Source organism: Pontibacter sp. MBLB2868 (genome assembly GCF_051904785.1).
Lineage (GTDB): Bacteria > Bacteroidota > Bacteroidia > Cytophagales > Hymenobacteraceae > Pontibacter.
On sequence record NZ_CP196710.1, the window covers coordinates 1,139,655 to 1,157,945 of the forward strand.

Consider the following 18,291-nt stretch of genomic DNA (forward strand, 5'->3'; position numbering starts at 1 on the left):
TTTAGATTGTTAGTGCTCCAGGGTTTTCATGATTTATCATTGTGCTCCTGCATCAATCAGTACCAGTTCGGCTAAGATCGGGAAGTGGTCGGAACCGTACTTTGAAAGCCTTTTAAGATCTACAACACGAAAATTATTCGAGGCAAACACATGATCCAGTGGCCATCTGAGTATAAGGGACTTCGCGTCGAATGAGTTATACAGTCCTCTGCCAATGCGTATGTCACCAAGCTTACTTTCTCTGCCAAACATGCGGGAGGTTCTGGACCAGGCCACGTCATTGAAGTCGCCTGCTACAATAGTAGGCATATCGCTCTTTGCCACCATTTTACCTACTTTTACAAGTGCTACCTCATCTCCGCCAACATTGTCAGGATATTTGCTTGGCTTGGGGGGTACGGGGTGCATCGCGTGCAGGATAAATCTCTTGCCATTGGGTAACTCAACTGTAGTATGTATAGAGGGCACTGTTTTGTGTTGCAGGAATTCAATTCTCGTATTCTTAAGTGGAAACTTGGAATAGAGCAACATGCCATAAGTATTTTCGAGCGGATAGAAGCTGGTATAAGGATACTGCTGCTGCAGCGGTGTGAGTTGCTCTTGCCACCAATTGTTAGTTTCCATGGCCACGATAATATCCGGATCCGATCGTTTCACAATATCCAGAAACTCCTCTGCTTGTCTGTTCTTCATCCAAACGTTAGCTAGCAGCAGCTTAAAACGTGCATCAGCATTTTGATCTGACTGTTCAACGGATTTAACAACTTTACCTGCCAGCTGCGTGTAAGGTAGAACAAAAGTGCATTGGATTATGATGGCAGAAACAAGACCTGTTAAAAATAAGATAGATGGATACTTCCAGCTACGGTTTATGAATACAAAAAGTGTAAGGCAACCAAAGAGCCCGACCAGCACTTGTACCCTCGGGAAATCCAGTATTTTCAGGAACCAGAAATGTATATTATAAATAAGAGAGAGCAGTGTAACAAGTATCAGTAGCGTGCCTAAAATTACTGCGGCGTAGAATAATGTCTTTTTCGTTTTTCCCATGTAGCATCTTGTACGGGACATAGAAAAAGTGAGTTATTAAAGTATGGCTTATGGTAAACACCTGCTTGTTGTGCTATAGGTAAACTCGCAACTTGAATTTGCCCGCAGCCCCGGAAGTCTATTAGAAAGTGGCAGTAGCAATTAGCTGTAAGGAGTTAAAGAGAGAAGCTGGCAAACAAAGATCATAATTAAAGATTGTAGCCGATCAACTGATCCAGTATAAAGCGTAGCTCATCTTCATCTTTAATGAGGCGGCAGTTTCGTAAGGTGCTTTTTTTGTACGTTGCTACAAAAGGAGTTCCAGTTAGTTTTACCTGGTTACTTGAAACAGGATTCTCATCTGCATCAATTATAAGAAAAAGGACGTCTTTATAAGATGGAGCATTTGCCATTTTCTCAAAAACAGGGGTCATTTCATGGCAAACCGGGCACTCGTCTGAAACAAATTCCGCAATCACATAATCGTATTTGTAAGTTAGGAAGCGTAAATCTTTATCAGTAGCTATCTGTGGAGATCTCATAGTTATGTTTAGAATTCTCTAATGATAACATACCAGAAGTATTTCAGTTCATTACACTACAAATACCTGTTTTTTTAAGTTGAAGCAGCGTATCAATACTTCTTTATGAAAGGTTTAATTGTTGATTTGAGCATTAGCTATAACAAACATCGCCTGCCCTCAAAGTAGGGGACAGGCAATGTTTGTTATCAGAAACGCTATCGGAGTAGACGTTTGTTCATTATTTTAATCTATATCTTCGTCAATGTCCGCGTCAACTGTTTTGGTACGGGTGGTAGTATCGTACTCTACTACTGTTTCAGTAACTTCATATTCAGTTGGTACAGAGTCACGGTCCACAACTACTTTATCATCATTTACTTCTTCTTCTGTAACTTCACTGTTGTTGTCGCATGCGCCAAGGCTGAATGTTCCAAGTAGGATCGCACTTGCAAAAATTATCTTTTTCATAGTATTATTCTTTTTTTTTGATCAATCTACACAATCAGCGTAATTGCCAATTGTACTTTACTCTTATTACTACGAGTGTTGTTCCTGAAAAGGTATTAAGCTGTAATGATTAAGGCTGGTTTATTGGGTCATCGACTCGTTTCTAAACTTAATAATATAAAGCTTTAACATTTGGTATGTTCAGCGTATACAATACTATAACCTAGCTTATAGAACATGCCAGCCGGTTTACTTCAAAAATTGGAATTAGCAACGGTATTGGATAAACCTTATGTTACTATCCGGTATTGTTCACACACTAAATTCATTTGGAATGAATGGCGGGGAGTTATACCAAGTTCTCAGCTTCGGGATGCAATGATATTTGCCAGCAAGTTTGCCCTGGATAATAAGGTGGAGTATATTTTAGCGGATTTTACAAAACTGTGCGCTCCCTCTTTAGAAGATCAGTTATGGATAGCAAAGCAGGCGGGGAATTTACTAAAGGATAGTAAATTAAAGAAAGTGGCTAACGTTATGCCAACAGATTTCTTTCAGCAGATTGCTATAGAAAACATCTATGAGAAAGCATCAGAAATTCCTCAACCCTGTGAGACGAGAGCTTTTCTGTTTGAAAGTGATGCAGTAGCTTGGTTATTCTCAACTTAAGGCAGCTGAAGCAGGAGGGTTGATGACCTTTTTTTGACTACCTGTATACAATCTGATAGCCAAAAGAAGTGCTTCGGCTAGTAACGTGATACCTAAAATCCATTCAGCATTCGGAATAATTTTACCCAATGTAATAACTACCATGGCCACAAAAGGTAGTACTAAAAGAAGGACATCCAACTTTTTGTGCACACAACTCCTTAAAATGGTGAGGGCAAAAAGCAGGAATGCAATGAGTGCAAATATATTTGTAAGCAAAACATTATACGAAGCTGCTAGCAAGGTAAGCAGGCCGAAGCCAACACCGAGTAAGCTAAACACATTTTGCCCGATCCGGTCTGTAAAAACAGGAACTATAGCATAAGGTTGGTTCGGTTTTATCAGGAAGAGAAACTTACGATACTCCAGGCCTATTAGCAGTAGGTTAAGTAATAGGAATGCGCTGTTAACAAAAGGTGTTCCTACCCATTTCTGAGAGACTGTAACTGCCAGTATTGCCAGGTTCATTGGCACAAGCATAATGGCACCAAGCAAGCTGAACCGCTGAGAAAACAACAATATGCCACATACTATTTGGCTCACCGCTACTACCTGCGCAAACAGCCCTAGTCCATACTGAGCCAGTCGTTCCTCAAGCCACGGCGGACCAATTATCTGCCCGAAGTTGCCGTGTGTCAATTTACAGACGCCCGCTGAAAAAAAGATGTATCCCAAAAATAACCGGATAAGGATTGTGAGTAAATCTTTATTCTTCAGCATAGTTTTAATGTTTAGTTATGGAGCGAATGTTTTGTATAACCAAATAAATTTAAAGGTCTGATATTTAAAAATATTTTAGACTAACTCCACTGAAAAACCGCTTAACAAGGGATATACGCGTTAAAATCATATTCTTTTGAAATTAATTCTAGTTACTAACATATGTAAAAACAGGTTTGATAGAATTTACTCAGCAGATAGATTATAAGCTAAAAGTTTATGAATAAGTCTCATGAAGTATGAGTTGAATAAGTCTCATGAAGTATGAGTTCGGGTAGGGGCAAAAAAAAACAGAAGGACATCCGCCAAGAAGCCCTTCTGTTATATTGAAAAGTTAGTGAGATACTTTAAAGTAGAAACTTTTCAACTTTTAGCCATTTGTATATACGGTAGCTGTTGTTGAAGTGTTGTGAAATATTGAAAAAAATGTCCAATTATTTTTTTTTGCGTTCTTCATAGGAAAATATCTACATATGTTTATTAACTAAGTTGTTACACAGATATAAAGGGAAAAACTATGCGAGGAGAGGAGCAAAAGCTGACTGAAAGAGTGCAATACAATTAACGTAATATGTTAATAAATAAGCAGCTGGAATCAGGAGTTATAATAATTGCTGCAAGCTAGTGCTACTTCAGATTGCTCTAAGAGCAGTAAGTTTAATAAAATGAGAGGGAAATTTAATACGTTATAGCCAGTTAATTACCAGGAGGGGCTATAAAAACAGAAAGCCTTGCACATGTGCAAGGCTTTCTGTTAATGACTTTATGTTAAAACTAAGCGCGCTTAACGTTAACCGCATTTAGTCCTCTTCTGCCTTCTTGTAAGTCAAAAGTAACTTCGTCATTTTCTCTGATCTCGTGTACTAGTCCAGATACGTGTACGAAATACTCTTGATCTGAATCTGCTTCTTTAATGAATCCGAATCCTTTAGAATCATTGAAGAATTTTACTGTTCCTTTGTTCATTTTGATATAATTGTTATGCACTTATGACGTTTGTCGATGCAAAAGTGTTCATTTTATTTTAAATCTGACTCATATATTTTTGCCTTTTGGAGTAGATTAACTCTAAAAATGCCTTGAGGCTGTGTGAGAGCACTAAATTATTTCATTTATTTTTTAGCACAACCCCTTTTTTTACTCCAAATACGATCAATGTGCAGCCTGATAGCTGCAATTTTTTTTAATATCCACTTTTATCTTCATTCCATTGCGAGAGATTAAAGGTGGATTGGCATCAAAAAACGAATCGTTTACAAAAACATTTTATAATTATAAGCTGTTATAATTGCAATATGCGTAAATGAGATATATACCTATACGTGATGGGTATAAATACGGAGATATACTATATGTTCAGGGAAAAACTTAATATCACAATAGATCTGGAGCACAGGATACTCTGCACAGAGTGGCTACGAGGGATGAACAGGCAGCAGTACAGGAGGGGGTTAAGAAGTGTGCGGAAACTGATTTCAGAGAATAACCTGAAGTTCTGGCTTGTGTGTACCAACGAAGCTTTATCTCCCAATGTAGCAGACCAGAAATGGGTAGCTACCCGTTTCTTTTCCTTGCTTTTGAAGACTCCTTTAAAGAAAATCGCTTTTGTTTTACCATCAGATCATTTTATCTACATGCTTGCAGAGAGTTTAATTAAAAAACTGTACAGGCTTTATGGAGATAAAATAGAGTTAGAAGCTTTTAGTAGGACAGAGCATGCCAGGCATTGGTTATTTACTAGTGATGAGGCTGAACACGCATTTGCAGCCTCCTAAATAATGTTTGTCAGAAGTAAGAAACAATGTGAAAGGTGTAAAAACAAAGAAGCCTGACGATTTCGTCAGGCTTCTTTGTTTGATGGATTTATCTATAATTAAGCGCGCTTAACGTTAACCGCGTTTAATCCTTTTCTTCCCTCTTGTAACTCAAATGTTACTCTGTCGTTCTCTCTGATCTCATCAATCAAGCCTGATACGTGTACAAAGTACTCCTGATTTGAATTTTCATCTTTAATAAATCCGAATCCTTTAGACTCATTGAAGAATTTTACTGTTCCGTTATTCATAATATTTAATTGTTATGTTCTGATGACGCTTAAAAGGGTAAAATTGTTCCTTTTATTTTACAAAAATAAGAATTTAAATGAGAAAAGCAGGTTTCCAGTTAAATAAGCTTAAAAATAATTCTTTTATTTTTCTGAAGTGCCCCTAAGGTGCCCAAAGCCAACAATTTACATTTTCTTTTATAAATGTAAGTGGCTTAACAGGTAAATTTACTCTCCCTTGTATTACCTCGACTTTTATTTTACGTTTATTTATAGGTCTATTTTATAGCAAGGTGCTAAATATTACCACCGGCATATGAATTAATTTCAGAAATGATGACTCCCGAAAGTAGCTTTTTAGTTCTTAGTATACTTAAACCACAGAAACTGATCTTTACCAAAATTCTAAGGCCAGTAAATCATGAGGAATATAAAAGTGCAATGTTGGAAGTTTACGGCAAACTTCAACAGTTTGGCCTGGAATATTGGGTAATGGACTCTACCAGTAGCAACTTTACCATGCTGGACCAGAAGTGGTCTGTCGAGCATCTCGGATTACTGTTGCAGGATACTAAGATTAGAAAAGTAGCCATGGTACGAGACCGTGACGCGATCCTGCAGGTTATTGCCGAGTCAATGCGCGCGAAGGTATACCGGATATTTGGCAAGGATAAAGAACTGGAGCATTTTGAGACCCTTGAAGAAGCGCTGCATTACCTTGTACCAGGCACTGATGCAGGCTTACTGGTTGCCGAGATTGAGCACAATAAAAGTGACCAGCCCTGATAAAAAATAGATTTGGTTGGCGGTATATAAAAAAAATCCTGCTTCAGGATTTTCGCTGTATTAATATAGTATATTAAGTCCCACTTCACATATACTTTCAACCTGTAAAGATAAGGAGGTGTACGACAGCTGACATTTCTGCTCCCTTATTATTTGCTGATCATTTTTATCAGGCTCGATAGCAGCATGGATGAATGTGCAACCGGTGACAGTGATTCAAGAAACCTTTTGAACATGAGAGTAGGTCTTTAATTGTTGCTCTATATATACTAGATTAGAATTCCGTGCCTGTAAGCCCATGAAATTAACTCATAGGAGTGTTCCAACTCTAGTTTTTGCTTCATTTGATGCAAAGTTACCTCCACTGTTTGCTCACTCCATTTGAACTTCTTACCTATTTGTTGATAGTTGTAGCCTTCTGCAAGTAATGCGATCACTTTGCATTCTGTGTTACTTAAGGGGCGTAGTTTTCGAATCATATATTTTTGGAATAAACGGGTGACACATTTAGTTTTATTCTAATATACGTTTACAATATCAGGAGAATAAGTGTGTAAGCCAATACCCACTTTTGGTGATTTTTTGTATAAATAGTGTTTTTTATACGAATTTGATTACATCCTTAGCCAGTATTTATCCATAAAAAATCGTTTATTCAGTTAACAGGAGTATATAATACTGTTGAGTTGGTTCTGTAACACAGGTTACAAATATGAGTAGCAGCTGGTGTACTCTTTCTTATGCAGCTCCCTTGGCAGCTTAAGTAGACTCGTAAACAGTAATATTGAAAAACTTTTGTCTATGCGACATACTGCATTTTTTCAGTTCCACGAAAGCTTACTTGATTTTTTTAAGTCTTCTGAGAGACAAGGAGAGATAATTTATATTTTTAATGATCAACCAGCGGTGAAAGATGCCATTGAGGCAATTGGAGTTCCGCATCCAGAAGTTCAACTGATTTTACTCAACGGTAAACCTGTTGATTTTCTGCACCCATTACGTGAGGCTGACAGGGTGGAGGTGTATCCTTTTTTTTCTCCTGAACGGGCGAGTCCTCCTGATAATCCCCTCAAAAATGACATTCCATTACCTGCACGTTTTGTACTCGATGTTCACTTAGGCTCTCTAACCAGGTCATTACGTATGCTTGGTTTCGACTGCTACTACGAACGTGATCTGTCGGATAAGGAAATTGCCCGTATTTCTTTACAAGAACATCGTATTGTGCTGACACGTGATATAGGTTTACTAAAGCAAAAATCAGTTATCCATGGCTATTGGCTAAGATCACAGGTAACTGAGGAGCAGCTCAATGAAGTAATGGTTCGCTTTTCCCTTGCCGAAATGATCAATCCGCTTACGCGATGCCTGGTTTGTAATGGAGTAGTCAGGCAGGTCAGAAAAGAGGATGTGCTTTTAAGTTTACCCCCTAAAACGAGGTTATACTTTAATGAATTTTACGAGTGCCCTTCCTGCGCAAAGGTCTACTGGAAAGGGTCTCATTATGATAAAATGCAGCAGTTTATAGCAGACTTGAAGCAGAAACATACTTCTTCAGACCACTAGCTTTTTGGCTTTCGTTTTATACCTCTTACAGCCGTAGCGGTTAACGGATCTTCGGGCCAGTGATGTTTAGGATAGCGCCCACGCAAGTCTTTCCGGACCTCAAAGTATCCGTTAGACCAAAAGCTGCGGAGGTCACGGGTAACTTGAACGGGACGGGAGGCAGGGGAAAGTAAGTGTAGCAATAATGGCGTTTTACCTCCTCCAATGCAAGGTGTATCCAACAATCCGAAGACCTCCTGAAGTCGTACAGGCATCACAGGGGCTTCTGGGTTCAAATAATCCAGGGCGATCCGTGAGCCACTTGGTACTTCCAGGTGTGTAGGGGCTAACCTGTCCATTTGCTGGCGTTGTTCCCAGGAAAGCTCCGAGAGCAGGATCTCCTGCAGGTCAAGTTTTGCGACCTGGTCCAGGCTCTTTAAACCATACATATGGGGCTTGAGCCATACTTCCAGATCATGTGTTAATACTTCATCTGATAAATTAGGCCAAGCTGTATTATCCAGAAGGTGCAGGTATGCCAGGCGCTGACGGGTACGTAGAGCGTCAGCCGACCAGGACAGCCGTTCAATGCCTTTCTCCTGTAATGCCTGGAGCAATGCTTCTGCTATTTGTCCCGGATCAGGGGTATGAATAGGCTTCTCATCTAAAAGTAGTGCCCCCAAACGAGTATATTGACGCGCTAAAACCCGGCCAGTTGTGTCATCAAAACGAATTTCCTCCACCTCTTCCGCTTGCTGGTAAAAGTGCTCGATCACATCTTCTTTCGTAAGCGGAGCTGTAAGCAATACCCGTTGCTGCTTTCCAAGTTCAAGATGTGCGATGCCGTAAAATTGTGCTTCGCTAAATAGTTCGGTTGGCAGAGCTGCCCTATGTCCTGTTATAAGCCGAACCCGTCCAGAGTTCTCACGTTGAGCCAGGCGGTCCGGGTATGCGAATGCGGTAAGTAAACCGGCTAACTCCGGAACGATCTGTTTGTCTGATTCCCTGACGCGCTGCCTTAGATTCTGAGCCTGTTCCCGCACCCTGCGCAGAGTGTTCTCATCAATGGAGTAACCTGGTATTCCTGGCCTTTTACCTGCCACTATCTCCAGGCGTAGCCGGAGGTCCGGCTGCTCATTTCCCCACGTCATCTGAATGGGTTTTAATATATCTTTCTCGGATAATAGTGCTGCCAGGGCACAGGCTGTAGACCCGCAACCGATGGCCTGCCCGCGCACAACCAGGTGTCCTAAGCGGGGTGGCAAGCCAAGTGGAGCAAGTGCCTTACCATGTGCTGTTGGCTTTCCGGTTTTATCGATGGCCTCCAGGCGAGTCAGAAGATCTTTAGCCAGACTTAGCGCAGCAGTGGGAGGGGTATCTAACCATGAAAGAGAGGTAACATCTGTTACACCCCAGATAGCAAGTTCCAGGGCCAGGCCTGTCAGGTCTGCTTCACAAATTTCCGGTTGCTGGCGCTCAGGTAACTGTAGCTGGTCTGCTGCGGACCATAAACGGTAGCAAGTTCCGGGGGCCAATCGCCCTGCACGGCCCCGGCGCTGGTCAGCAGCAGCTTTTGAGACCGGAACAGTTGCCAGGGTAGTAAGCCCGTTTCGGGGTACAAACTCTGGTACACGGGCAAATCCTCCATCCACTACAATACGCACACCTTCTATTGTAAGGCTTGTATCGGCAATACTAGTAGCTAGCACAACTTTCCGGCGACCTGCCGGAGCAGGCTCAATAGCAGCCACTTGTTTTGAAAGTGGCAGGTCTCCGTGCAGTAGGTGAAGCTCCGTGTTTGCAGAAATCCTGCCAGTCAGCTTATCGGCAACATCTCTTATTTCTCTCATGCCTGGCAAGAAAACCAGAACGTCTCCCTCAGGGTGCTGTTCCAGGGCACGTAAAATAGCCTTTGGCACTAAGTTTAAGAGACGTTGGGCGGGTCTGCTACCTGCTGAAGCTACTTCTGTATGCGTTAAATAATGGGTTTCAACAGGATATAACCTGCCTGCGCTGCGAATTACAGGTGCTTTTAGCCATTCTCCAACTACGGTGGCATCAAGTGTGGCGCTCATAACCAACAGGCGGAGATCGGGGCGAAGAACAGACTGAGCATCCAGCGCCAGTGCCAAACCCAGGTCTGCCTGCAGGCTTCGTTCATGAAACTCATCAAATATTACTGCTGCAATCCCCTCCAGAGCAGGGTCTTCCTGCAGCAGTCGGGTCAGGATCCCTTCCGTTACAACCTCAATCTTTGTTTGTGCTGACACCTCATGCTCCATCCGTATCCAGTAACCAACTGTCTGCCCAAGAGGCTCACCCAGTAAATCTGCTATACGTTGAGCAGCTGCCCTTGTAGCCAGGCGACGGGGTTCCAATACCAGTATCTTCCCATTCTTTCGCCAGCCAGCCTGCAGAAGAGCAAGAGGGACCAGGGTGGTTTTACCTGCACCAGGTGGTGCTTCCAACACAGCGCGTGAATTGGTTTCCAAAGCAGACAGCAGTTCGGGTAGCGCTTCCGTTACCGGCAACTTAGGTAGATCAGGTATAATAGCAGTTGGTGACATTAGCCCAAAGTTCTGCAATCCGGATGAGAAATTAGAATGGAAGCAGGAGGTTTCTCTATTTTGAGCATTAGCGGACAAAATTTAAAAATATTTCACCCCCTTTTTACCATAGATTATGACTGACGCCTGCACATTTCTCCCAGAATCTCATAAGAATGTACTCTTGCCTTATGATCATAAATATGTGATGTCACCATCAGTTCATCTGCCTGAGTTATACTTATAAACTCTTCCAGGCCTGTCTTTACCGTTTCTGGGCTACCAATAAAAGCATAGCGCAACATCTGCTGTACGGCATATTTTTCTGAAGCATCCCAAAGACTTTCCAGATCGTCAGTAGGTGGTTGCATTTGCCTGGCAGTGCCCCTGATCACATTTAAAAATGAAGTATAGAGTGTCGTCGCCAGGCGCCTGGCCTCATCATCCGTGTCAGCAGCCACTACATTTACGCCTACCATGGCATAAGGCTCTTGAAGGTATTCGGATGGTTTGAAATTCTCGCGATACAGTTTTAAGGCAAAGTGGAGGCTTTGTGGTGCAAAATGGCTGGCAAAGGCAAAGGGCAAACCAAGTATGGCAGCCAGTTGTGCACTGTAGGTACTGGAGCCCAACAACCAGACTGGTATGTTTAGTCCCTCACCGGGCACTGCTTTAACCTTAGTTTGTTCTTTGGGATTCAGATAATGCATCAGTTCTGCCAGGTTCTCCGGGAAATCGGTATCTGCCGCCCTCTGGTCACGGCGCAGGGCCATGGCTGTCATTTGATCAGTACCTGGTGCACGTCCCAGTCCGAGGTCAATTCTGCCCGGATACAGCGATTCCAGAGTGCCAAATTGTTCGGCAACAATTAAAGGCGCGTGGTTAGGAAGCATAACCCCACCAGATCCAACTCTGATCCGTGATGTGCCTCCTGCTATGTAGCCAATAAGTACTGCAGTAGCTGAACTGGCAATGCCCGGCATGTTATGGTGTTCGGCCAGCCAATACCTGTTAAAACCAAAGCGCTCTACTTGCTGCGCGAGGTCAAGGCTATTTTTAAAAGAATCGGCAGCTGTTTTGCCTTGCAGTATTGGCACAAGATCTAAAACAGACACAGCAGTATCGGCTAATTTCTTTATAGATGCATTATCCATTATTCTTAAATTTTATAAAGTCCACTAAATGCAAACCGGGAACAACTATCTAAGCTGTTCCCGGTTTGTGATTTTCCTGAAGAATTAGCAGCCTGCGTCAATATCGCAACTGCCTCCTTCGGATTTTATTTCCTGCAGGGCAGGGGCTATTTGCTTAAAAGCGTTCAGAAATGCTTCAGAAGGTTGAGCGCCATTAACCAGGTACTGATCATTGATGATGAACGCCGGAACTCCTGTGATGCCGGCAGCCTGTGCGAAGCTTTCCATTTCACGAACTTCCTTTCGACCTTCATCACCTTCAAAGAATCCTTCGAGGCGTTCAGCGGGAATTCCGTTCTCCACCCCAATCGCTTTTAGTATGTCGGTATCGTTCATGTTCTTATTATCTGTGAAATAACTTTTGAACAAGGCATTTGCCACAGCTTCCTGCACACCACACTCTCCGGCAAGCCATATCAGGCGATGTCCGTTAAAAGTATTGTTAACCCTCATGTCAGGAGTAAAATTGAACTCAATTCCCTCTTCAGCACCGTTTGAAGTCATCTGTTTATCCATTTCTCCAAGCTTTGGAAGAATAGACTCGCCATAGTTTTTCAGAAAATATTCTTTCCTGGTCCAGCCATTCTCGGGTACGCTGGCATTTAATTCAAATGCTTTAAAACTGATATCGAAGTCGTAGGTATTCTCAACAGCATCCATCGCTTTTTTTAAGCGTTGTTCACCAATATAGCACCAGGGGCAGTTGATGTCGGAAACAATATCTATCTTGATTTTTTGCTTATTCATACGTTGTTAAATTTAAGTGTTGCCTGCTACTTTACCAGAAACAGTTTATCCTTTTCTCTTCGGACTTTAGGCAGAGAAGCTAGCCAGTCTTTTTCTGCATCCCGATATCCGAGTGGCATCATCGTAACACTTCTAAGTCCTTTCTCCTTCAGGTGCAGGAGCTCATCAAGTGCCTGGCTATCGAATCCTTCCATAGGAGTTGCATCTACTTCTTCTGCAGCGGCAGCTATCAGGCCGGTACCAAAGGCAATATACGCTTGCCTGGCAGCCCAGTTAAAATTTTGCTCTTTTGAATTCTTTTCAGTGGTGTTCAGAAGAGTAGCTTTAAAATCTGCTAATTTTTCTTCTGGCATGTTTCTCACAGATGCAGTATGGCTGATGTAGGTATCGATGTGTTCGGGTGTAATATCATCCCATGCAGCGAATACAAGCAGGTGAGAACATTCTGCTATCTGTGGCTGGTTGTAAGCAATAGGCTGTATCTTCTTTTTAAGTTCTTCATCCTCGATAACCAAAATTGTATAAGGTTGCAGTCCCATAGACGATGGCGCAAGACGGATAGCCTCTAATATTGTATTTATTTTTTCTGAAGGCACTTTCTGGCCGTTCATTCTCTTGGACGCATAGCGCCACTTCAGTGATTGTATTAGATTCATATGTGGTAAACATTGTAAAGTTTAGTAACGTTTCATTACTAGGTTACTAAAAGTAACTCAAAAATATTTATTAACTTTGACAGAACCAAGAAGGCACCAGGAAGGAACTCAGGAACATGGAAGTAACTAAAGTTGAGGATCAGCACCTTAAGATTCAGGAAAAAATAGAAAAAGTACTTACTGCAAAGCAGGAACAGGAGCAATGTTGCCCTGTAAAAGATATTCTGGCTCGGTTCGGTGATAAGTGGTCTATTTACACCATCCTGATGCTGGGAAGGCATGAAAAATTAAGATTTAATGAACTGAAAGGTCTTATTTCTGGTATTTCTCAACGCATGCTTACTGTAACCCTTCGCGCATTAGAAGAGGATGGTTTGGTCAATCGAACACTTTACCCTGAAATTCCGCCACGTGTGGAGTACGTGCTTACACCTTTAGGGCAAAGCCTGTTGCTGCAGTTGCTGGAGCTGGCTGACTGGGCAAAGCTGAACATTGATCAGATTCTGGCGGCAAGAGTGCGCTATGGTAAAAAAGAGGGTGCTAAGTAAAGGTATACCAACGGCATCATTAAGTCTAATTAAATCAAATGCACCTATATTTTACATCATTAAATTCAGGGAGTAACGGGAACTGCTATTATATCGGGAACGACAGGGAAGCGGTGCTTGTGGATGTGGGCCTTTCCTGTCGGGAAACAGAAAAGCGCATGAAGCGCCTCGGCCTTTCCATGCGCAAAGTGAAAGCTGTTTTTATCTCTCATGAGCACTCCGATCATATTAAGGGAGTGCCTGTATTAGCCAGAAAATACCAGCTCCCTGTTTACATAACAGCAGGTACCCTGCACAATGCACGCATGGATTTTAGCGGTGTCCGTACGTTGCCCTTTCAGGCGGAACAGCCTGTTCAGGTTGGAGACCTAACAGTTATGCCTTTCGAAAAACTGCACGATGCTTATGACCCCCATAGTTTTGTTATTGCATTTAAAGATGTGAAAGTAGGTGTATTTACTGACCTGGGTGCTCCCTGCAAGAACCTGATCAGGCACTTTGGGCAATGCCATGCAGCATTCCTGGAAGCAAATTATGACGAGGACCTCCTGGAGCGTGGAAGTTACCCATACTATTTAAAGAAGAGGATCAGTGGAGGAAGGGGCCATCTTTCCAACCGGCAGGCGCTGGCGCTTTTCTCGGCTTATAAACCTGCTTTTATGAGTCACTTGTTGCTTGCACACCTTTCTAAAGATAACAATTGCCCGAACCTTGTTAAGCAACTTTTCACTGCACAAGCAGAAAAAACAGAAGTGGAAGTGGCCTCACGTTACATAGAAACAAGAGTGTATAGCATCAATTGTAGTGGCGTGCTGCATGAGATGGCAGCGTTAGGCGGGGAAGTAGACATGGCCAAATACGACACAGCACTGAAAGCGCACCAGGAGCCACCAATAAGTATACTTGGAAAACAGCTGCAGCTTTTTGAATAAAATAAGAAAATCCACCCCTATCAGGGATGGATTTTGCTCGGAGTGAATTAACTAACCAATATATATCTGAAGTAGCTTTATTTTTTATCTGGGGACGGACATAAGAAAATATAGGTGCGTCTGAAATCGTCGGGAATAATAACCATGATAGTAGCTTGCGCAGCATAAAGCATGGCATGCTAATAAATGTATAGCAGCAGGTGGAGCAGCAAAAAATACCAGGTAGACTTATATGCTAATTAAGCGTGCAGCTGATTGGCTGCAAAAAAGGTTGTTCAGGGGCCTTTAGTAAGGCAGGAGTGTCTACCACAGTCTCCTTTAGAAAAGGGAGCTTCGCCAGGCATAACATTTTTTACCTGCTGTGGCGGATATAGGTATCCGAGCACTGTCTGGAAGAACGGTACTAATGAATTTTTCTTTAACTGCAGAATAGCGTCCACGTCAACAGCGGCATCCTCATCCGGAGCAACAGCAAATGGAGCCATCTCATCATTATCAGAGCTTTGGATAATATTCTGGGAAGGAGGCGTTGCCGCCTGGGTAGCAATAGGAAAACAAAAACCTAGCGCACAGCAAAGCAACACAGCCAGCAGTGTGTAAAGTTTGTTGTTCAGAAGAATACCCGGTATTATCACGCAGCAAAGGAATGCAGTTATGCCCTTTAAAACAATCAATTCCGGAATAATATTTTATTCGTCTGATTCAATATATATTGTTGAGTTAAAGAGGCGCTTAATAGCTGTAGATAACGCAGTTTTAGTTAATGCAAGAACTACGAATTAAGCCGGGCACATGCTGTAAGTTTTCCTCCTGCACACAGTGCAATTTTTCTTATTGAGTATCATGTGCCCGATCCTTCAGGGCTATCCCTTTTGTCTTTATCAAAACTCCAGTAAACCTTAAACCGTTCTTGGGATAATAAGTATAATACTGGTGCTCAGTTCGGATGCACTCCTATAATTATACAATTTAATTATGATGAACTTGAAAGTAGAACCCGGCAGTCCTTTTCCGTTAGGGGCCACCTGGGACGGTAAAGGAACAAATTTCGCCTTAACAGCTATAAATGCTACAGGGGTGGAGCTGTGCCTTTTTTCTGATGTTGATGCTAAAAAAGAGTCAGTTAAAATAAAACTAACAGAACGTTCTCACCAGGTATGGCATGTGTACCTGCGTGATATAAAACCTGGACAGCTCTATGGATATAGGGTTGATGGTCCGTACAGACCGTTGGAGGGACATCGGTTTAACAAGTATAAACTTTTAATTGATCCTTATGCCAAAGCAATAGCAGGAACAATTAACTGGCACGACTCCCTTTTCGGCTATAAGTTAGGGCACCCTGACAAAGACCTGAGTTTTAGTAAGCAGGATAGTGCGCCATTTTTGCCTAAGTCTGTCGTGATTGACCCTGCATTTGATTGGGAAGACGATAAGAGACCTAAAACACCCTATTTTAAATCAATTATATATGAGGCCCATGTAAAAGGATTTACGCAGCTTCACCCTGAAATTCCAAAGAACATAAGAGGGACGTATGCTGCCCTTGCGCATCCTGTAACTCTGGATTACCTTAAAAAGCTAGGCATAACAGCTATAGAGCTTATGCCTGTACATCACTTCGTTACAGACCGCCACCTGGATGAGCAGGACCTAACCAATTACTGGGGCTATAACAGTATTGGTTTCTTTGCACCCGATGTGAGGTATTCCAGCTCCGGTGTTTTAGGTGAACAAGTGATTGAGTTCAAAAAGATGGTAAAGGCGCTCCACCAAGTTGGAATTGAGGTGATTCTGGATGTGGTATATAACCATACAGCTGAAGGTAACCAAATGGGGCCAACGCTTTCCTTCAGAGGAATCGATAACGCTTCTTATTACAGGTTAACGGACAACTGCCGGTATTACATGGACTATACAGGTACAGGTAATACCTTAAATACGATGCAACCAAATGTCCTCAGGCTTATTATGGATAGCCTGCGTTACTGGATAGAGGAAATGCATATTGATGGCTTCCGCTTTGATCTTGCATCGGCTTTGGCAAGGGAACTACACGAAGTTGATCGGCTTAGTGCATTTTTTGATATCATTTACCAGGACCCAATCATTTCACAAGTAAAGTTGATTGCTGAACCCTGGGATGTGGGTGAAGGAGGATACCAGGTAGGCGGATTTCCATCGGGCTGGACAGAGTGGAATGGCAAGTACCGGGATTGTATCCGGGATTACTGGCGCGGATCAGAGAGCATGCTGGCTGAATTTGCTGAACGCTTCACTGGTAGTTCAGACCTGTACCAGGACAACCTGCGAAGGCCAACAGCCTCTATTAACTTTGTAACAGCTCACGACGGTTTTACCCTTAACGACCTGGTTTCTTATAACGAAAAGCATAACAGGGCCAATGGTGAAGATAACAACGATGGAGAAAACCATAACCGCTCCTGGAACTGTGGGGTGGAGGGGCCCACAGATGATCTGGAAATTCTGGAACTTCGCAAACGTCAGAAGCGCAATTTCCTGACCACCTTGTTCCTGTCGCAGGGGGTGCCGATGCTTTTAGCCGGTGATGAGTTGGGGCGTACCCAGTTAGGTAACAACAACGCATATTGCCAGGACAATGAAATATCCTGGGTAGACTGGCAGCAGATTGATGAAGATTTGCTGGAATTTACCAGGAGACTGATACATCTGGCTAAATCTCACCCGGTGTTTGGGCGAAAGAGGTGGTTTCAGGGCCTCCCCATTAAAGGAGTAGGTGTAGAGGATATAGCCTGGTTTTTACCGGAAGGCACTGAAATGCCGGATGAAAACTGGGATCATGACTATGCGAAGTCTCTTGGCGTTTTCCTGAACGGGCGAGATATTCACTCGATGGGCACACGTGAGGTAGTGGGAGATGATAGTTTCTATATCATATTCAATGCCCACTATGAGGCCCTTAATTATAAACTCCCACCTAAAAAGTATGGAACTGAGTGGTCAAAAATACTTGATACCGCTGAAAGTCATATTTATAAGAGAGGGGCAAAATACGGAGCTGGCGAGTCAATAAAAATTGAAAATCGCTCGGTGGTTGTTCTCATTCATCCAAACACAAGCGCATGAAATAACTGATCTGATTTAAATTTTTTAAAATTTATAAAATATTGATATACAGTTTGGTGTAGTGATTTTGTGTTGTTTTTTGAGGTGCAAAGAATGCCTTTCTGTTATTAAAAATAATTTTCTGGCATAGTAGTTGAAACTCAATTCTCAAAACAAACAAAGTCTTTCATTTAAAGAAATGGGTTATGAAAAAGATAAGTTTTATCCTTAGTTTGATCTTAGTTGTATCTTTTGCTTTTAACAATTCAGCAAATGCACAGAAAAAGTGGAGCCCACAGGCAAAAGGTGCCGTAATTGGTACTGCTACAGGTGCTGCCGCAGGTGCTGTGATACATAAGCGCAACCGTGTAATTGGTGGTGTTGTAGGTGGTGTAGTAGGTGGCGCAGCCGGTTATGGTATAGGTAAACATATAGATAATAAGCAGAAAGAAAAAGAAGCAGAGAGAATAGCAGCTATCAACAGGGCAGAAGCTAACAGAGCAGCCTCTGAAAGAGCTGCAGCTCAGAGAGCGGCAACTTCTAACAGAACTGTTGCAAGTAGAAGCTCAGCTGTAACGGAGCAGCCAAAGCAGGTTGAAGCAAACGACTATCCTGTTGGCATGGCTTATACAAATTATTCCGGATCACAGGATCCTATTATGAGCATTACCCTTTTACCTAATCAGGATTATGGAGATCCTACAAAACCATACTATACTTCAGAATATAGAAGAAAGAGTTGGTAATTAATTCCCGAACGTTGAAACGAGAAAGGCCCG

At 42.4% G+C, this 18,291-nt stretch carries 20 protein-coding genes; 8 read left to right on the top strand and 12 right to left on the bottom strand.

What is annotated here, in order from left to right; translation table 11 throughout:
- Positions 1-36: 36 nt before the first annotated feature.
- The 3 genes from ACSX1A_RS05035 to ACSX1A_RS05045 form a co-directional block, all read right to left on the bottom strand.
- Positions 37-1,050, bottom strand: coding sequence for an endonuclease/exonuclease/phosphatase family protein (locus ACSX1A_RS05035; protein ID WP_439882528.1), 1,014 nt, complete (start codon positions 1,048-1,050; stop codon positions 37-39).
- A 188-nt stretch (positions 1,051-1,238) separates the two neighbouring features.
- Positions 1,239-1,571: a thioredoxin family protein gene (locus ACSX1A_RS05040; RefSeq protein WP_439882529.1), complete on the bottom strand. Its 333-nt coding sequence runs from the start codon at positions 1,569-1,571 to the stop codon at positions 1,239-1,241.
- Between the two features lie 225 nt (positions 1,572-1,796).
- Positions 1,797-2,021 (bottom strand): hypothetical protein, encoded by a 225-nt coding sequence (locus ACSX1A_RS05045; protein WP_439882530.1) that lies wholly within the window; start codon positions 2,019-2,021, stop codon positions 1,797-1,799.
- Positions 2,022-2,237: 216 nt separating this feature from the next.
- On the opposite strand from ACSX1A_RS05045, the gene ACSX1A_RS05050 reads away from it, so the two are divergent.
- Positions 2,238-2,669: a hypothetical protein gene (locus ACSX1A_RS05050; protein WP_439882531.1), complete on the top strand. Its 432-nt coding sequence runs from the start codon at positions 2,238-2,240 to the stop codon at positions 2,667-2,669.
- Here ACSX1A_RS05050 and ACSX1A_RS05055 read toward each other — a convergent pair.
- Entirely contained in the window at positions 2,661-3,428 is a 768-nt protein-coding gene (locus tag ACSX1A_RS05055) for a DoxX family membrane protein (protein WP_439882532.1), read from the bottom strand. The genes ACSX1A_RS05050 and ACSX1A_RS05055 overlap by 9 nt on opposite strands.
- Positions 3,429-4,202: 774 nt before the next feature.
- The gene (locus ACSX1A_RS05060; RefSeq protein WP_439882533.1) at positions 4,203-4,394 is read right to left on the bottom strand and encodes a cold-shock protein; all 192 of its coding nucleotides are present in this window, start codon (positions 4,392-4,394) and stop codon (positions 4,203-4,205) included.
- A gap of 359 nt (positions 4,395-4,753) precedes the next feature.
- Between ACSX1A_RS05060 and ACSX1A_RS05065 the strand changes: the two genes are divergently transcribed.
- On the top strand, positions 4,754-5,203 hold the full coding sequence (locus tag ACSX1A_RS05065; RefSeq protein ID WP_439882534.1) for a hypothetical protein: 450 nt from the start codon (positions 4,754-4,756) through the stop codon (positions 5,201-5,203).
- 98 nt (positions 5,204-5,301) lie between these two features.
- Here the strand turns inward: ACSX1A_RS05065 and ACSX1A_RS05070 are convergent, their stop codons facing one another.
- Complete coding sequence (locus ACSX1A_RS05070) at positions 5,302-5,493, bottom strand: cold-shock protein (protein ID WP_439882535.1); 192 nt, start codon at positions 5,491-5,493, stop codon at positions 5,302-5,304.
- A gap of 312 nt (positions 5,494-5,805) precedes the next feature.
- On the opposite strand from ACSX1A_RS05070, the gene ACSX1A_RS05075 reads away from it, so the two are divergent.
- Positions 5,806-6,258: a hypothetical protein gene (locus ACSX1A_RS05075; protein ID WP_439882536.1), complete on the top strand. Its 453-nt coding sequence runs from the start codon at positions 5,806-5,808 to the stop codon at positions 6,256-6,258.
- A 269-nt stretch (positions 6,259-6,527) separates the two neighbouring features.
- Here the strand turns inward: ACSX1A_RS05075 and ACSX1A_RS05080 are convergent, their stop codons facing one another.
- Positions 6,528-6,737 carry a response regulator transcription factor gene (locus ACSX1A_RS05080; protein ID WP_439882537.1) on the bottom strand — a complete coding sequence of 70 codons (210 nt, stop codon included), beginning with the start codon at positions 6,735-6,737 and terminating at the stop codon, positions 6,528-6,530.
- 322 nt (positions 6,738-7,059) lie between these two features.
- On the opposite strand from ACSX1A_RS05080, the gene ACSX1A_RS05085 reads away from it, so the two are divergent.
- Positions 7,060-7,824: a Mut7-C RNAse domain-containing protein gene (locus tag ACSX1A_RS05085; protein ID WP_439882538.1), complete on the top strand. Its 765-nt coding sequence runs from the start codon at positions 7,060-7,062 to the stop codon at positions 7,822-7,824.
- Here ACSX1A_RS05085 and hrpB read toward each other — a convergent pair.
- The 4 genes from hrpB to ACSX1A_RS05105 all read right to left on the bottom strand — a co-directional run bounded on the left by hrpB (position 7,821) and on the right by ACSX1A_RS05105 (position 12,945).
- Positions 7,821-10,370 (bottom strand): ATP-dependent helicase HrpB, encoded by a 2,550-nt coding sequence (hrpB, locus tag ACSX1A_RS05090; protein ID WP_439882539.1) that lies wholly within the window; start codon positions 10,368-10,370, stop codon positions 7,821-7,823. The genes ACSX1A_RS05085 and hrpB overlap by 4 nt on opposite strands.
- Positions 10,371-10,483: 113 nt before the next feature.
- Positions 10,484-11,503, bottom strand: coding sequence for an LLM class flavin-dependent oxidoreductase (locus tag ACSX1A_RS05095; RefSeq protein ID WP_439882540.1), 1,020 nt, complete (start codon positions 11,501-11,503; stop codon positions 10,484-10,486).
- A gap of 84 nt (positions 11,504-11,587) precedes the next feature.
- Positions 11,588-12,289, bottom strand: coding sequence for a DsbA family oxidoreductase (locus ACSX1A_RS05100; RefSeq protein WP_439882541.1), 702 nt, complete (start codon positions 12,287-12,289; stop codon positions 11,588-11,590).
- 26 nt (positions 12,290-12,315) lie between these two features.
- Positions 12,316-12,945 (bottom strand): nitroreductase family protein, encoded by a 630-nt coding sequence (locus tag ACSX1A_RS05105; RefSeq protein WP_439882542.1) that lies wholly within the window; start codon positions 12,943-12,945, stop codon positions 12,316-12,318.
- A gap of 116 nt (positions 12,946-13,061) precedes the next feature.
- On the opposite strand from ACSX1A_RS05105, the gene ACSX1A_RS05110 reads away from it, so the two are divergent.
- Both ACSX1A_RS05110 and ACSX1A_RS05115 read left to right on the top strand, forming a co-directional pair.
- The gene (locus tag ACSX1A_RS05110) at positions 13,062-13,493 is read left to right on the top strand and encodes a winged helix-turn-helix transcriptional regulator (RefSeq protein ID WP_439882543.1); all 432 of its coding nucleotides are present in this window, start codon (positions 13,062-13,064) and stop codon (positions 13,491-13,493) included.
- Between the two features lie 38 nt (positions 13,494-13,531).
- Positions 13,532-14,425: an MBL fold metallo-hydrolase gene (locus tag ACSX1A_RS05115; protein WP_439882544.1), complete on the top strand. Its 894-nt coding sequence runs from the start codon at positions 13,532-13,534 to the stop codon at positions 14,423-14,425.
- A 275-nt stretch (positions 14,426-14,700) separates the two neighbouring features.
- Here the strand turns inward: ACSX1A_RS05115 and ACSX1A_RS05120 are convergent, their stop codons facing one another.
- Positions 14,701-15,099: a hypothetical protein gene (locus tag ACSX1A_RS05120; RefSeq protein ID WP_439882545.1), complete on the bottom strand. Its 399-nt coding sequence runs from the start codon at positions 15,097-15,099 to the stop codon at positions 14,701-14,703.
- A gap of 304 nt (positions 15,100-15,403) precedes the next feature.
- Between ACSX1A_RS05120 and glgX the strand changes: the two genes are divergently transcribed.
- Both glgX and ACSX1A_RS05130 read left to right on the top strand, forming a co-directional pair.
- Entirely contained in the window at positions 15,404-17,533 is a 2,130-nt protein-coding gene (gene glgX / locus ACSX1A_RS05125) for a glycogen debranching protein GlgX (protein ID WP_439883536.1), read from the top strand.
- Between the two features lie 185 nt (positions 17,534-17,718).
- Complete coding sequence (locus tag ACSX1A_RS05130; RefSeq protein ID WP_439882546.1) at positions 17,719-18,258, top strand: glycine zipper domain-containing protein; 540 nt, start codon at positions 17,719-17,721, stop codon at positions 18,256-18,258.
- The last annotated feature ends 33 nt before the right edge of the window (positions 18,259-18,291 follow it).

Excerpts from the sequence above, each read along its gene's own strand:
- ACSX1A_RS05035 (WP_439882528.1), bottom strand. The coding sequence starts at position 1,050 with ATGGGAAAAACGAAAAAGACATTATTCTACGCCGCAGTAATTTTAGGC.
- ACSX1A_RS05040 (WP_439882529.1), bottom strand. The coding sequence starts at position 1,571 with ATGAGATCTCCACAGATAGCTACTGATAAAGATTTACGCTTCCTAACT.
- ACSX1A_RS05045 (WP_439882530.1), bottom strand. The coding sequence starts at position 2,021 with ATGAAAAAGATAATTTTTGCAAGTGCGATCCTACTTGGAACATTCAGC.
- ACSX1A_RS05050 (WP_439882531.1), top strand. The coding sequence starts at position 2,238 with ATGCCAGCCGGTTTACTTCAAAAATTGGAATTAGCAACGGTATTGGAT.
- ACSX1A_RS05055 (WP_439882532.1), bottom strand. The coding sequence starts at position 3,428 with ATGCTGAAGAATAAAGATTTACTCACAATCCTTATCCGGTTATTTTTG.
- ACSX1A_RS05060 (WP_439882533.1), bottom strand. The coding sequence starts at position 4,394 with ATGAACAAAGGAACAGTAAAATTCTTCAATGATTCTAAAGGATTCGGA.
- ACSX1A_RS05065 (WP_439882534.1), top strand. The coding sequence starts at position 4,754 with ATGGGTATAAATACGGAGATATACTATATGTTCAGGGAAAAACTTAAT.
- ACSX1A_RS05070 (WP_439882535.1), bottom strand. The coding sequence starts at position 5,493 with ATGAATAACGGAACAGTAAAATTCTTCAATGAGTCTAAAGGATTCGGA.
- ACSX1A_RS05075 (WP_439882536.1), top strand. The coding sequence starts at position 5,806 with ATGATGACTCCCGAAAGTAGCTTTTTAGTTCTTAGTATACTTAAACCA.
- ACSX1A_RS05080 (WP_439882537.1), bottom strand. The coding sequence starts at position 6,737 with ATGATTCGAAAACTACGCCCCTTAAGTAACACAGAATGCAAAGTGATC.
- ACSX1A_RS05085 (WP_439882538.1), top strand. The coding sequence starts at position 7,060 with ATGCGACATACTGCATTTTTTCAGTTCCACGAAAGCTTACTTGATTTT.
- hrpB (WP_439882539.1), bottom strand. The coding sequence starts at position 10,370 with ATGTCACCAACTGCTATTATACCTGATCTACCTAAGTTGCCGGTAACG.
- ACSX1A_RS05095 (WP_439882540.1), bottom strand. The coding sequence starts at position 11,503 with ATGGATAATGCATCTATAAAGAAATTAGCCGATACTGCTGTGTCTGTT.
- ACSX1A_RS05100 (WP_439882541.1), bottom strand. The coding sequence starts at position 12,289 with ATGAATAAGCAAAAAATCAAGATAGATATTGTTTCCGACATCAACTGC.
- ACSX1A_RS05105 (WP_439882542.1), bottom strand. The coding sequence starts at position 12,945 with ATGAATCTAATACAATCACTGAAGTGGCGCTATGCGTCCAAGAGAATG.
- ACSX1A_RS05110 (WP_439882543.1), top strand. The coding sequence starts at position 13,062 with ATGGAAGTAACTAAAGTTGAGGATCAGCACCTTAAGATTCAGGAAAAA.
- ACSX1A_RS05115 (WP_439882544.1), top strand. The coding sequence starts at position 13,532 with ATGCACCTATATTTTACATCATTAAATTCAGGGAGTAACGGGAACTGC.
- glgX (WP_439883536.1), top strand. The coding sequence starts at position 15,404 with ATGAACTTGAAAGTAGAACCCGGCAGTCCTTTTCCGTTAGGGGCCACC.
- ACSX1A_RS05130 (WP_439882546.1), top strand. The coding sequence starts at position 17,719 with ATGAAAAAGATAAGTTTTATCCTTAGTTTGATCTTAGTTGTATCTTTT.